The organism is Streptomyces sp. NPDC029956, assembly GCF_055574655.1.
This window is the reverse complement of record NZ_JBVHZJ010000027.1, coordinates 97,758-110,650: the sequence shown is the minus strand read 5'-3', so window position 1 is coordinate 110,650 and position 12,893 is coordinate 97,758. Positions and strand designations below refer to the sequence as shown.

Sequence of the window (12,893 nt, the reverse complement as noted above, 5' to 3'; positions counted from 1 at the left end):
CCCCCCCCCCCCCCCCCCCCCCCCCCCCCCCCCCCCCCCCCCCCCCCCCCCCCCCCCCCCCCCCCCCCCCCCCCCCCCCCCCCCCCCCCCCCGCCGTTCTGCGTTCCCCTGCCGCCCCCGCCGCGCGAACCGACCGCCGCCGACCGGCGTCCCTCCCCGCATGGACACGTTCACGCACGGGATACGCCAGCTCCTGCGGTTCGCGGTACTGGAGGCGCGGTGCTGCGCCTTCGCCGTCGCGCTCGTCGGGGGGATCGCCGTCTCGTCCCTGCTGCCCGACCTTCCGATCGCCCGCTACGACCTGCTGCTGCTGTACGGGATCGGACTCACCTTCGTGGCCTGGAAGGTCGGGTGGGACACCGGACGGGACATCGCGGTGATCGCCGCCTGCCACGCCACGGGCCTCCTCTTCGAGTTGGTCAAGGTACGCATGGGCTCGTGGAGTTATCCGGAGGAGGCGCTGACGAAGGTCGGCGGCGTGCCGCTGTACGGCGGATTCCTGTACGCGGCGCTCGGCAGTTACGTCTGCCGGGCCCGGCATCTGTTCGACCTGCGGCTGACGGGCTACCGGCCGCGCGCGACGGCCGTGCTCGCCGCCGCCGTGTACGTGAACTTCTTCAGCCACCACTGGCTGCCGGACGCCCGCTGGGCCCTGGCGGCGCTGCTTCTCGTGGCGACGGCGGGGACCTGGGTGAGGTTCCGGGTGGGCGACCGGGACCACCGGATGCCACTGGCCCTGTCGTTCGTCCTGATCGGTTTCTTCCTCTGGGTCGCGGAGAACGCGGCCACGTACGTCGGTGCCTGGAGCTATCCGCACCAGCTGGACGGCTGGCAGCCGGTGTCCCTCGCCAAGTTCGGCGCCTGGGCGCTCCTGATGACGGTCACGTTCGTCCTGGCAATGCCTTCCCGCTCGGCGCGGCACGAGAATTGAGGCAATTTCGTGCACCGGTGCAGGGGACGTGGTACAGTCGACAGCAGTTGCAGTCGTGGTTCCCAAAGAAACTTACAAGTGCCTTTGACGATTCGACATCGTCAGGCACTTTCTGTGTTTTCGGTGCAGTTTTCCGGACGGGGCAATCATCACGGCGACTCCGGGGTACGCACAGTGCGTCCCCCAGGGCTACGCCCCGAAGGAGAATTGACATGGCTAACGGCACCGTGAAGTGGTTCAACGCTGAAAAGGGCTTCGGCTTCATCGAGCAGGAGGGTGGCGGCCCGGACGTCTTCGCCCACTACTCCAACATCGCCACCTCTGGCTTCCGTGAGCTCCAGGAAGGCCAGAAGGTGACCTTCGACGTCACGCAGGGCCAGAAGGGCCCCCAGGCGGAGAACATCCTCCCCGCCTGACGTTGACACGTCCGACGCAGCCGGTGTCCTCACCCGTGTGGTGAGGGCCCCGGCTCGTCGCATTTTCCAGGCTTTTCCAAACATTCCCGGGCCTTTCGCCGGCCGGCCGCCGATTTCATCCCCTCGGTATGGCCGGATTCGTACGCCCGTGGCATTCGGTACGTTCCAGTAATTCATCGGGCCCGCGGCCCCTCGCGAATTCCTCGAAGCGCGCCGTTTCGAGGAGGACCCATGAACGACACGAACAGCCCGAAGAACGCGAAGAGCGCGCCCCGTACGGACCGGGCGGGACGCAGGACCGCCGAGGACGAATGGGCGGCGCTGCCCGTCGGCACCCCGGCCCTGCCGCCCGCCGCCACCTTCGGCGAGCTCGATCTGCCGGCCGAGGTCCACGAGGTCCTCACCGGCCTCGGCGTCGACACGCCGTTCCCGATCCAGTCCGCGACCCTGCCCGACGCCCTCGCGGGCCGTGACGTCCTGGGGCGCGGGCGCACCGGATCCGGCAAGACCCTCGCCTTCGGCCTGCCCCTGCTGGTCCGTGTCGCCGGTCGGCGCGCCGATGCCCGTAAGCCGCTCGCACTGGTCCTGGTGCCCACGCGCGAACTGGCCCAGCAGGTGACAGACGCCCTCGACCCGTTCGCGCGGGCCCTCAAGCTGCGTCTGGCCACCGTCGTCGGCGGCATGTCGATCGGCCGGCAGGCCACGGCGCTGCGCGACGGTGCCGAGGTCCTGATCGCCACGCCCGGCCGGCTCATGGACCTCGTCGAGCGCAAGGACTGCCGACTGGACCGGGTGGAAGCGACCGTCCTCGACGAGGCCGACCAGATGGCCGACATGGGCTTCATGCCGCAGGTCACCGAGCTCCTCGACCTGGTGCCCGCCGGGGGCCAGCGGATGCTGTTCTCCGCCACGCTCGACCGGAACGTCGACCTCCTCGTCGAGCGGTACCTCGCCGACCCGGTCGTCCACTCCGTCGACCCGTCGGCGGCGACCGTCTCCACGATGGACCACCACGTGCTCCACGTGCACGGCGCCGACAAGTTCGCCACCGCCACGGAGATCGCCGCCCGCGACGGGCGGGTCATCATGTTCCTGGCGACGAAGGCCTCCGTCGACCGCTTCACCAAGCACCTCCTCGGGAGCGGTGTGCACGCCGCCGCCCTGCACGGTGACAAGTCCCAGCCGCTGCGGACCCGCACCCTGGACCGCTTCCGCAGCGGCGAGGTCCCGGTGCTCGTCGCCACCAACGTGGCGGCGCGCGGCATCCACGTGGACGAGCTCGACCTGGTGGTCAACGTCGACCCGCCCGCCGACCACAAGGACTACCTGCACCGCGGCGGACGCACCGCGCGCGCCGGCGAGTCCGGGGTCGTCGTCACCCTGGTCACCCCCGAGCAGCAGCGTGACGTGGCCCGGCTCATGGCGGACGCCGGCATCCGCCCCCAGGTCACCAAGGTCAGGTCGGGCGAGGCCGCGCTGAGCCGCATCACCGGCGCCCGGACCCCCTCGGGCGTCCCCGTCGGCGGTGCCGCGCCCAGCCAGGAGGGCGCCAAGCGCGGCGGGGCGGCCTTCCGCGGCATGGGCACCGTCCCGGGCCGCCCGGGACGCGCCAAGAACGAGTCCCGCAAGGCCGCCGAGGCCCGCAAGACGGCCGAGGCGAGGCAGGCCGCCCGCATCCGCCGGGGCAAGTAGGCCTCCGCCCCTCTCGGCTCGGCACCACCCCACCGCCGGCACACCTGAGGAGAGCCCGTGAGGGACGACGACCCGTGGGACACGATCCGTTCGCTCGCCACGCTGTTCGCGGAGTTCGACGCCGAGCGGGGGCTGGCGGCGGAGGAGCAGTGGACGTTGCAGGTGCTCAAGCTCTCGGAGGAGGTCGGTGAGGCCGCGCAGGCCGTCCTCGGGGTCCGGGCGGTGAATCCTCGCAAGGGCCGCAGCCACGACTGGGAGCAGGTGCAGGAGGAGGTGGTCGACGCCGTGATCACCGGCATGGTCTCCCTCGCCCGGATGCGCCCCGACGACGCGCCCGAGTTCTTCGCCTCCGTTCTCGCCCGGAAGTCGGCCAGGTTCCTCCGGCCCACCGACCCTGACTCGCCCCCGCACCCGCACGACGGCGACCCGGTGGTCACGTCGAGTTGAGGGCCACCGTCGGGTGGAGGCGCGAGGCGCGGACCGCCGGGTAGAGGCCGGCGAGCACCCCGATCAGGAGGGTCGCGGCGAGGCCCCCCGCGAGGGACCAGGGCGGGACGACCGCCGTCCAGTCCTGGGCCCGCGCGAAGCCGTACGTCGCCGCGGCCCCGAGCAGCGCTCCCGTCGCCCCGCCGAGGGCGGACAGCAGCAGGGACTCGGTGAGGAACTGGAGCCGGATCGCGTTGCGGGTCGCGCCGAGGGAGCGGCGCAGGCCTATCTCCTGACGGCGCTCCAGGACGGAGATGACCATGGTGTTGGCGACGCCGACGCCGCCGACCAGGAGCGCCACCGCGCCCAGGCCCAGCATCAGGGTCGTCAGGCCCTTGTCGGCGGCGGCCTTGGCGGCGAGCGCGTCGGAGGGCCGCGAGACCTTGACGCCCGCCTCGCCGCCGGGGCTGATCGTGCGGGCCAGGATCGCCCGTACGTCCTCCACCGAGGCGTCCGTGGAGCGCTCGAAGATCGTCGTCGGGTGACCGTCGAACCCGAAGTGGCGCTCGGCGGCGGGGAATCCGACCATCGCCACCCGGTCGAGGTTCGGGACGAGTTCGAGCGGCTTCAGGATGCCGACGACGACCACGCGGGTGTCGTTCATCATGATCGTCTCGCCGGTGCGGGTGATGCCGAGCCGGTCGGCGGCCACCGCTCCGAGGACCGTGACCGGGAGCCGTTCGCCGGCCGGGTCCAGCCAGGCACCCTGGTCGACCTCGCCGCCGAGCGCGGCCAGGAGGTCGGTACGGACGGCCTGGGTGGTGACGCCGGCGGTGCGCTCCTCGGGGACCAGATCGCTGCGGCGGATCCGGGCGTCGACGTCGCCCGTTCCGGTGGCGTGCCGGACGGGGCCGATGCGCTCGACCATCGCGACCGCGTTCCTGGGGAGTTTGATCTCCTTGCCCAGGGCGTCCTTGCCCGCCTCGGCGGTGAGGAGGTTGGTGCCGAGCCGGTCGAGCCGGGCCATCAGGTCCGCGCGGCTGGACTCGGAGAGACCGACGACCGCGACCATGGTCGCGATGCCGATGGCGATGCCGAGCGCGGACAGCACCACGCGCGCGCGTCGCGCGCGGAGACCGACCGCACCGACCCTGAGGACGTCGCCGGCGGAGAGACGCGAGGGCTTGAGGGTGCCTTTCACGACGCGGTTCCTTTCCCGGGAAGGACACCGCGCTCGTCCGCGACGATCTCGCCGTCCTTGAAGCGGACCCGACGCGGCAGCGAGTCCGCGATCTCGTTGTCGTGGGTGATGACGCAGATCGTGGTGCCCGCCGCGTTCAGCTCGTGCAGCAGCTCCATGACGATCTTCCCCGAGGCGGTGTCCAGGGCGCCGGTGGGCTCGTCCGCGAGGAGCAGCCGGGGCTCCCCCACCAGCGCGCGGGCGATCGCCACGCGCTGCTTCTCGCCGCCGGACAGCTCGTTCGGCGTGTGGGAGTGACGGTGGCCGAGGCGTACCCGGTCCAGCGCGGCCCGGGCCCGCGCCCGCCGTTCCCGCAGCGGCACGCCCGCGTACAGCAGGCCGTCGGCGACGTTGTCGACGGCGTCGCGTCCCGCCGCCAGGTGGAAGTGCTGGAACACGAAGCCGATGTGACGGGCGCGGAGTGCCGAGAGACGGTTGTCGGAGAGCCGCGACACGTCGTGGCCGGCGATCCGGACGATGCCGCCGGTGGGCTTGTCGAGGGTGCCCATGACGTGGAGCATCGTGGACTTGCCGGACCCGGACGGGCCGACGACGGCGAGCAGTTCCCCCTCGCGGACGGTGAGGTTCACTCCGCGCAGGGCGTGGACACCGCCGGGGTACGACCTGGTGGCGTCGCACAGTTCCACGACGGGGGCGGGCCGCCCGGCCTCCGTCGAGACCGCGGCGGTCCTGGTGGGGTCCGGGGTCATGAGGCGGCCATTCCGACCGTCAGGCCTTCCTTCACGTCCGGGCCGCTGACCTCGATCCGCCCGTCGGCGGTCATGCCCGTCTCCACCCGTATCGTCCTCGTGGTGGTGCCCTGGACGATCTGGAGGCCGTAACCGCCGTTCTCGCCGCGCAGGGCGAGGACCGCCTCGACGGGGACCGCGAGGACTCCCTTGCGGGCCTCGCTGACGAACTTCACGCCGGCCGACGCCTTGGCGTCCTCGCCGGACGCGGCGCGCGCCCCGCCGTCGAGGACGACCTCGACGACGATGCCGTCCTGCGACACGGCATCGTCCCCGGAACCGGTCTCCTCGGGGCGTACGGTGCCGGCGACCCGGCCGGCCACGGTCCTCCCGCTGGGCAGCGTGACCTCGACCTCGGTGCCGGCCGCGGTGAGCTCGCCGTCGGTCTGGTCCAGGCGGGCCCGGACGACGGGTCTGGTGGAGGCGATGGTCAGGACGGCTTCGCCGGGGGCGACCTGGTCGGCGAGCGCGGCGTCGACGGAGACGACCTTGACCTGGCCGGGCTGGAAGACGACGTCTCCTCTGCCGACCTTTCCGGTGGGCTCGCGGTTCAGGGACTTCTGCCACTGCTTGACCGCTGTCTCGGTGTCCTTGCCGTAGCGCGTGTCGACGTGGACCCCGGCTCCGTACCCCAGGTCGCGCAGGTTGCGCTCCAGTTGGAGCACGTCGCTCCCCCGGTCGCCCGTCTTCATCTCGCGGAACATCGGGACGGGACCGTAGAGGAGGGTGACGGGCTTGTCGTTCAGCTCGTACAGCGCCTGTCCCCTGGTCAGGGTCCTGCCCTCGGTGGCGGCGACCGTGACGGTGCCGTCGACGGCGGACTTGACGGTGCGGCGCTGGGCGAAGTCGAGCCTGCCGTCGACGGTCTTGGACCGGACGAGGTCGGTCCGTACGACGGTCGCGGTGGCGGGCGGCAGATCGCCGCCCTTCCCGGCGGCTCCGGAGCCGCCCGCGCCCTCGTCGAGAAGTCCGAGGTCGCCGAGGAGGGCGGCTCCCCCGGTGACGGCGGCGGCGACCGTCACCGCGCCGAGCGTGCGGAGGGCGGTTCGGCGCTTCACTGCATGCCGTCCAGACCGTCGAGCAGCTTCGTCCTGCACGCCTCGCGGGCCTGCTTGTACGTCGGCGAGTCGCTGTCGATGGTCGGGGACGCCGGATTGGGGTCGCCGCCGGGCTGGGCGTTGCCGCCGCTCATGGTCGGGTTGGTGAACCGGGAGACGCCGTTGTCCCGCATGCACTTGGCGTGCGCCAGCATCGACTCGTAGTCCTTCTGCTGGTCCCGTTTCGGCTCGGCCAGCATGACCTTCTGGAGTTCGTCGACGCAGACGCCGTTCCTGCCGCCCTTGGCGGCCTCCATCTGGCCGGGGCGGGAGGAGATCTCCTCGACCTTCCCCCAGTCGAGGTGCCCACTGAGCTTGGGGTCGGGGAAGTCCTTGTAACCGCCCTTGACGCGCATGCACCGGACGTAGTCCATCTGGGCGTCGTAGAAGGCGCTCTTCCCGGCGGGCCGGGTGCTCGGGGCGGTGTCGTTCCGCGTGGACGGCGAGGCGGTGACCGTCTCCGGCACCGACGCGATCTCGTCGTTCTCCGCGGCACCGGCGGCGCTGTCGTCACCGCTGCCGCACGCCGCGGAGAGGACGAGGACGGGGAGCACGGCGAGGGCCGTCAGACGCAGCCGGGCGGTGGCGCCGGGGACGGCACGGCGGCGGCCGGCGGGAAGGGCACGGGGGGTTGTCTTCGGGGTCATGACCACCACCCTCGTCACGCCACATGACGGTGATTCCATGGCGACATGATGAGAACGTAACAATGCCCCCGACCTGCGCATGAAGCCCCTGCCCGGGCGAGGGAGGGGCCCTCGCGGCACCCATAATCGACGGCATGCCGCATGTACTGCTCATCGAGGACGACGCGTCCGTACGGGACGGAATGGAGCTCGTGCTGCGCCGGCACGGGTACGACGTCGACACGGCGGCCACCGGCGAGGAGGCGCTCGCGCTGCTCGACGCCCCGGACGGCGCCGAGGTGGAGCTGGCCGTCCTCGACCTGATGCTGCCGGGGATGGACGGGTTCGAGGTCTGCCGCCGCATCCGCGCCCGTACGGCCACGCTTCCGATCATCATGCTGACCGCGCGCGGGGACGACCACGACATCGTGACGGGTCTGGAGGCCGGCGCCGACGACTACGTGGTCAAGCCGGTCACCGCACCCGTTCTGGAGGCCCGCATCCGGGCCGCACTGCGACGAGCGGAGCCGTGGGGGCCGCTGGGGGCGGCGGGACCGGCCGGGGCGTCGGGACCGGCGGGTGCCCAGCCGTCGGCCGGGGACGCGTTCGCGGGCCTGGTGATCGACCGCGCCGGTCTCACCGTCACCAAGCAGGGCGTCCTGATCCCGTTGCCACCCACCGAGCTGCGACTGCTCCTGGAACTGTCCTCCTCACCCGGCCGGGTCTTCAGCCGCGAACAGCTCCTCGCCTCGGTCTGGGACCACACCTTCCTGGGCGACTCCCGCCTGGTGGACGCGGCGGTCGGCCGGCTGCGGGCGAAGCTGGAGGACGTACCGGCGAAGCCCCGGTACGTCCAGACGGTGCGGGGCTTCGGCTACCGCTTCGGGCCGCTGTGAGCGGGACCGGAGGTGCGGGCCGTCCGGGCGGTTCCGAACCCGCCGGGGGCTCCCCGAGGCGACGCTCCCGGCGGCTCGTCGGCGGGCTGCGGACCCGGCTCGTCGTGACCTTCGTCGTCGTCGCGCTCATCAGCGCGGTGACCGCGACCGCGCTCGCCTACCGGGACGCGCGGACCGCCGTCCTGCAACGCACCCAGGACGCGGCGGTGAACGACGTACGCACACGCGTCACCGCGGTGGCGGCCGACTTCGACCTGCCGCCCGACCAGCGGTCCCTTGCCCGGTTCGCGGCGAAGGTCTCGGACGGGCTCGGCGCCCGGATCGTCGTGGCCCGCTACCAGGACCTCGTCGCGGTCTCCGATCCGCTCGCCGACACGGAGGGCCGGATCACCGTCGAGCTGCGGAGCGCCGTACGGGCCGGGGACGGGACCCGGTTCCAGCGGGTGATGTGGCGGGACGAGCCGTATCTGGTGGTCGGCATGCCCGTGACGTACGCGGACGGGGACCGGCGCTTCTCCGGCCTCGAGGTCTTCGCGATCACCGATCTCCGCGCCGAACGCGACGACACCGCCGCCCTGTTGGACTCCGTCCGGGCGGGCATCCTGCCGGTGGTGGTACTGGCCGCCGTCCTGGCGCTGCTCGCCGCCGGAACGGTCCTGCGTCCCGTCCGCAAGCTGGGGCGGGCCACGCGTGAGCTCGCGGAGGGCGAACTCGGAAGCCGGGTGACGGTCCGGGGACACGACGAACTCGCCGACCTGGCAAGGACGTTCAACGAGACGGCGGACGCGCTGCAGGCCTCGGACGCGCGGCTGCGCGAGCAGGAGGCGAAGGCGCGCCGCTTCGTCGCGGACGTGTCGCACGAGCTGCGCACGCCGCTCGCGGCGATGACGATGGTGGCGACGGTCCTGGAGGAGGACGCCGACCAGCTGCCGCCGGACGCGGCGCGGGCGGCCCGCACCGTGGGCGCGGAGACGGCGCGGCTCTCACGGCTCGTCGAGGACCTGATGGAGATCTCCCGCTTCGACGCGAACGCGAACCGGCTGAACGCGGCCGAGACCGATCTCGCCGACACGGTACGGGCGTCCCTGGCGCTGCGCGGCTGGACCGACCGGGTGGAGGCCCGTCTCGACGAGGGCGTACGGGCGGTGGTGGACCGTCGGCGCGTCGATGTGGTCGTGGCGAACCTGGTGGGCAACGCGCTGCGGCACGGAGCTCCGCCGGTCACCGTGACCCTCGGCACGAGGACGCGGACGGGCGCCGCCGCGGGCGAGGGCATGGGCGCGAGCGAGGAGTGGTGGGTGACGGTGGAGGTCGCCGACCACGGCCCGGGGCTGCCGCCGGAGACCCGGGAGCGGGTCTTCGACCGGTTCTACAAGGCCGACGCCGCCCGTACGCGGAGCGCGGCCGACACCGGCGGACAGGGCAGCGGCCTCGGGACGGCGATCGCCCTGGAGAACGCGCGGCTGCACGGCGGCACGATCGACGTCGCCGCAGGACCGGAGGGGGGCGCGGTGTTCACCCTGTGGCTGCCCCTGCGGCGTACGGGAGAGGACGAGGAGTGAGGGTACGAGGACGAGTGCTGGTCCCCGTTCTCGGGTTCGCCCTGCTGGGGTGCGGTGTGCAGCCGACGGGGGTGATAGGGGCGGGCGAGCCGGCGACCGGGCTGACACGCGGGATCCGGCTGTACTACGCGTCGGACAGCGGTCTGCGGGGCGTGCCCGTGCTCGACAGGGAGATCGAGAACCTCGGCTCGGTGGTGAAGCTGCTCGCGAGCGGCCCGCCGCCCGCCGAACAGCGTGACGGCCTCACCAACCTCGTCGAACTCGGCGGCTACACGGTGACGGGCCGGGGCACGCAGGTCACGGTACGCCTGGAGGGCCCGTACGCGGGGACGGGACGGGACCAGGGAACGGGACAGCTGGTGTGCACGCTGGCCCGCGCCCAGTCCGTACTCGACCCGAAGGTCGGGACGGACGACGTGGAGGTCACCCTGCGCCCACCGGGGGGCCCGCCCCTCGGCCCCTACCGGTGCGCCGAGTTCCTGGACGGCTAGCGCGTGTCCGCCCCGGGCGGAGGCCCTTTGGATGCCGCCAGGAGCTTGGTTGCCGTCAGGAGCCGCCAGGAGTCGCGGGGTGGGACAACGGGGTCACGTCGCCCAGCCCCGCGTCGGCCGGCCCCGCGTCGGCCACGGGGGCGGCGTCGGCACTCCCGGGGCGGGGCGACGGATCGGCGGCGCTCAGCTGTGCGCCGGCCGCGGGGGCGGCGTCGGTGGCCCCGGCGTGGGACAGCGAGTCGACGTCGCTCAGACCGGCGCGGCGTGCTGCGCCGCCGTGGCCAGGGGCGGCTTTGAGCATGTCCAGGAGGCCTGTAATCTCGTAGTCACCCTCCAGTGGGTGACGGAACCGCTTCCCCGGGGCCAGACGGTAGCGGTTGCGACGGCCCTCCCTCGCGTGGGTGAGGTATCCGGCGGCCTCCAGGTCGGCGACGATCGTCTGCACCGTTCGCTCGGTCACCCCGCACGCGGCGGCGACATCACGCAGCCGTACACCGGGGTCGCGGGCGATCACCACCAGCACCCGGGCGTGATTCGTCAGGAAGGTCCATGACTGACGGTCACCTGAGCTGGCACTCATGCCTCCATTATGTGGCGTTTTATTCATGCTCCGCAAGACCGGAAAATCATCTCATGTAATTATTGACGGGTTACGAGAGGAAGGGGACGATAAGGGCATAAGAACAGGTTTGGCTGGCCCATGGGAGCTCACCATGCACCCCGTTCCAGACCGCGCCACCGAACTTCGGACGCCTGCCGGTGACACCGGCATCCAGCCGCCCACCACCGGCCCGGACGCGCGGATGACCGTGAAGGTCACGCCGGACGGCACCCTCGTCGTCAGCGGCGAGATCGACAGTGCCACCGCCCCGCGTCTGCAGCGGAGTCTCCTCGCCGCCCTGCACGCCCACCCGGGAGGCATCACGCTCGACCTCGCGGACGTGACCTTCTGCGACTGCGCCGGGCTGCGGGCCTTCCTGACCGCGCGAGCCGCAGGGGTCGCACGGACCGAACCGACCGACCACCGCCCCGACGGCCGGAGCCGCCCCCTCGGGCCCCTCACCCTCAGCCCCATGAGTCCACGGATGATCCGGCTTCTCCAGCTGACCGGCACAGAGGATCTCTTCTCGCGGCCGAGAAGGGGACGGGCTCAGTGAAGCGGCAGCCGCACCTCGATGGTCTTGCCGCCCTCCTGCGGCAGGGACAGCCTGATCTCCTGCGCGAGCAGCCTGACCAGGGGCCACCCGAAGCCGCCCTCCGCCGGACCGGAGCCGCGGTCCGCTCCACGGCCGTCCGTGAGACGTGGCAGCTCATCGCTCGCGTCGGCGACGGTGATCGTCACCGCCCCCGGGCCGAGCTCCACACCGAACCCGGTGAGACCTCCCCCGTGACGCAGCGCGTTGGTCACCAGCTCGGACGTCACGAGCAGCGCATCCCCGACGGCGGTGGCGGACGGCGGGGCACCCGTCCCCGTCTCGGCCACCCGCAGCGCTTCCGCGACCCGGGCGCGCGCCTCGGCAGCGTCACGCGGAACGGAGGGCCGGTTCCCGCTCGGCATCGGATGTTCCATGCGATGTCCTGTGATCACTGTTCTACCCACCCGGTCTCCACTCGCCCCCCGCTCGTTCCGCTCTCGCCCCACGCCCCCTTCCCCTGTCCCCGGGCGTTCTACGGGCCCCTGCCCCGACGCTCGGGTGGCATTCACCCGCATTTCCCCTCATTCCCCCGTCTTCTCCCCTCCGTCACCCACGGCACACTGCTCGTGTGCGGCAGGAACGGGTAGAACCCCAGAGGGAGGGACCTGTGACGAGGAGCCTTCATGTCGAACCACCGCACCACCGTCCGGAGCCTCGAGCGGGCCGCCCCGAAGAAGCTCGGGTCCCTGCCGAGCGGCCGCCGGCCCGACCGCCGGGATGCCGGGGCGACGGCCGGCCTGCCCGAGATCGCGGATCCCCTTTCGGTGAGCACCGCGGACGCCCGCACGCTCTCGACCGCCTTGTTCGAGCGGCTGGGTTCACTGGAGGAGGGCACGGCGGACTACTCGTACGTACGCAACACCCTCGTCGAACTCAACCTCAGCCTGGTCAAGTACGCCGCGACCCGCTTCCGCCGCTCCCACGAGTCCTGGGAGGACATCGTCCAGGTCGGCACCGTGGGCCTGATCAAGGCGATCAACCGGTTCGACCCCGCGCGGGGCAACGAGTTCATGTCCTTCGCCCTGCCGACCGTGCTCGGCGAGATGCGGCGGCATCTGCGGGACACCAGTTGGAGCGTCCACGTACCGCGCCGCCTCCAGGAACTGCGCCTGGACCTCGCCAAGGCCACCGACGGCCTCGAACAGGAGCTGGGGCGCCCGCCGACGGCCGCCGAGCTCTGCACCCACCTCCACATCACCGAGGCCGAACTGCGTGAGGGCCGGCTCGCCGCGAACGGGTTCACCAGTCGCTCGCTCGACATTCCGGCGGACGACGAGGACGGCGGTCCCGGCATGCTCGCGCGCTGCCTCGGCTGCGACGACGACGCCTTCGAGAAGATCGAGAACCTGGAGGCGCTCAAGCCGCTCGTCGCCGCCCTCTCGGCGCGCGACCGGACGATCCTCGCGCTGCGGTTCGGCGACGAGCTGACCCAGGCGCAGATAGGCGAGCGCCTCGGCCTCTCACAGATGCACGTGTCGCGTCTCCTCAGCCGCATCCTCGGCGATCTGCGTGCGGCGCTGACGGCGGAGCAGCAACCGGAGGTGACGACATCGGCCTCGACCGTGACCGCG

14 protein-coding genes and 1 pseudogene are annotated in these 12,893 nt (G+C 72.2%); 9 read left to right on the top strand and 6 right to left on the bottom strand.

Annotated features, from left to right (window positions below; genetic code table 11):
• The first annotated feature begins 160 nt into the window (after nt 1-160).
• The 4 genes from ACZ4XX_RS22205 (at nt 161) to ACZ4XX_RS22190 (ending at nt 3,486) form a co-directional block, all read left to right on the top strand.
• Nucleotides 161-931: a DUF817 domain-containing protein gene (locus ACZ4XX_RS22205; protein ID WP_468509583.1), complete on the top strand. Its 771-nt coding sequence runs from the start codon at nt 161-163 to the stop codon at nt 929-931.
• A gap of 212 nt (nt 932-1,143) precedes the next feature.
• Nucleotides 1,144-1,347: a cold-shock protein gene (locus ACZ4XX_RS22200; protein ID WP_030218719.1), complete on the top strand. Its 204-nt coding sequence runs from the start codon at nt 1,144-1,146 to the stop codon at nt 1,345-1,347.
• 231 nt (nt 1,348-1,578) lie between these two features.
• Nucleotides 1,579-3,039 (top strand): DEAD/DEAH box helicase, encoded by a 1,461-nt coding sequence (locus ACZ4XX_RS22195; RefSeq protein ID WP_468509582.1) that lies wholly within the window; start codon nt 1,579-1,581, stop codon nt 3,037-3,039.
• A 57-nt stretch (nt 3,040-3,096) separates the two neighbouring features.
• Nucleotides 3,097-3,486 (top strand): MazG-like family protein, encoded by a 390-nt coding sequence (locus ACZ4XX_RS22190; RefSeq protein ID WP_468509581.1) that lies wholly within the window; start codon nt 3,097-3,099, stop codon nt 3,484-3,486.
• Here ACZ4XX_RS22190 and ACZ4XX_RS22185 read toward each other — a convergent pair.
• Genes ACZ4XX_RS22185 through ACZ4XX_RS22170 form a run of 4 tightly spaced genes read right to left on the bottom strand, consistent with a single transcriptional unit; the run spans nt 3,473 to nt 7,198 of the window.
• Entirely contained in the window at nt 3,473-4,666 is a 1,194-nt protein-coding gene (locus tag ACZ4XX_RS22185; RefSeq protein WP_468509580.1) for an ABC transporter permease, read from the bottom strand. The genes ACZ4XX_RS22190 and ACZ4XX_RS22185 overlap by 14 nt on opposite strands.
• On the bottom strand, nt 4,663-5,415 hold the full coding sequence (locus ACZ4XX_RS22180) for an ABC transporter ATP-binding protein (RefSeq protein ID WP_468509579.1): 753 nt from the start codon (nt 5,413-5,415) through the stop codon (nt 4,663-4,665). Before ACZ4XX_RS22180 ends, ACZ4XX_RS22185 begins: the two co-directional genes overlap by 4 nt.
• On the bottom strand, nt 5,412-6,512 hold the full coding sequence (locus ACZ4XX_RS22175) for a peptidoglycan-binding protein (protein WP_468509578.1): 1,101 nt from the start codon (nt 6,510-6,512) through the stop codon (nt 5,412-5,414). The genes ACZ4XX_RS22180 and ACZ4XX_RS22175 overlap by 4 nt, the downstream gene beginning before the upstream one ends.
• On the bottom strand, nt 6,509-7,198 hold the full coding sequence (locus ACZ4XX_RS22170) for a hypothetical protein (protein WP_468509577.1): 690 nt from the start codon (nt 7,196-7,198) through the stop codon (nt 6,509-6,511). The genes ACZ4XX_RS22175 and ACZ4XX_RS22170 overlap by 4 nt, the downstream gene beginning before the upstream one ends.
• 134 nt (nt 7,199-7,332) lie before the next feature.
• On the opposite strand from ACZ4XX_RS22170, the gene ACZ4XX_RS22165 reads away from it, so the two are divergent.
• From ACZ4XX_RS22165 to ACZ4XX_RS22155, 3 genes are all read left to right on the top strand, one after another.
• Entirely contained in the window at nt 7,333-8,073 is a 741-nt protein-coding gene (locus tag ACZ4XX_RS22165; protein ID WP_468509576.1) for a response regulator transcription factor, read from the top strand.
• A 104-nt stretch (nt 8,074-8,177) separates the two neighbouring features.
• The gene (locus tag ACZ4XX_RS22160) at nt 8,178-9,635 is read left to right on the top strand and encodes an ATP-binding protein (RefSeq protein ID WP_468509575.1); all 1,458 of its coding nucleotides are present in this window, start codon (nt 8,178-8,180) and stop codon (nt 9,633-9,635) included.
• Nucleotides 9,632-10,126, top strand: coding sequence for a GerMN domain-containing protein (locus ACZ4XX_RS22155; RefSeq protein WP_468509574.1), 495 nt, complete (start codon nt 9,632-9,634; stop codon nt 10,124-10,126). The genes ACZ4XX_RS22160 and ACZ4XX_RS22155 overlap by 4 nt, the downstream gene beginning before the upstream one ends.
• Before the next feature lie 55 nt (nt 10,127-10,181).
• Here ACZ4XX_RS22155 and ACZ4XX_RS22150 read toward each other — a convergent pair whose 3' ends face one another.
• Nucleotides 10,182-10,706, bottom strand: a complete 525-nt coding sequence (locus ACZ4XX_RS22150; protein ID WP_468509573.1) for a helix-turn-helix transcriptional regulator — start codon at nt 10,704-10,706, stop codon at nt 10,182-10,184.
• Nucleotides 10,707-10,839: 133 nt separating this feature from the next.
• On the opposite strand from ACZ4XX_RS22150, the gene ACZ4XX_RS22145 reads away from it, so the two are divergent.
• Nucleotides 10,840-11,283 carry an STAS domain-containing protein gene (locus ACZ4XX_RS22145; protein WP_468509572.1) on the top strand — a complete coding sequence of 148 codons (444 nt, stop codon included), beginning with the start codon at nt 10,840-10,842 and terminating at the stop codon, nt 11,281-11,283.
• On the opposite strand, the gene ACZ4XX_RS22140 is transcribed toward ACZ4XX_RS22145, so the two are convergent.
• The gene (locus ACZ4XX_RS22140; RefSeq protein ID WP_468509571.1) at nt 11,277-11,696 is read right to left on the bottom strand and encodes an ATP-binding protein; all 420 of its coding nucleotides are present in this window, start codon (nt 11,694-11,696) and stop codon (nt 11,277-11,279) included. The genes ACZ4XX_RS22145 and ACZ4XX_RS22140 overlap by 7 nt on opposite strands.
• 249 nt (nt 11,697-11,945) lie before the next feature.
• Here ACZ4XX_RS22140 and ACZ4XX_RS22135 point away from each other — a divergent pair.
• Nucleotides 11,946-12,854: pseudogene (locus ACZ4XX_RS22135) on the top strand (SigB/SigF/SigG family RNA polymerase sigma factor); the annotation flags it as partial.
• Nucleotides 12,855-12,893: the final 39 nt, after the last annotated feature.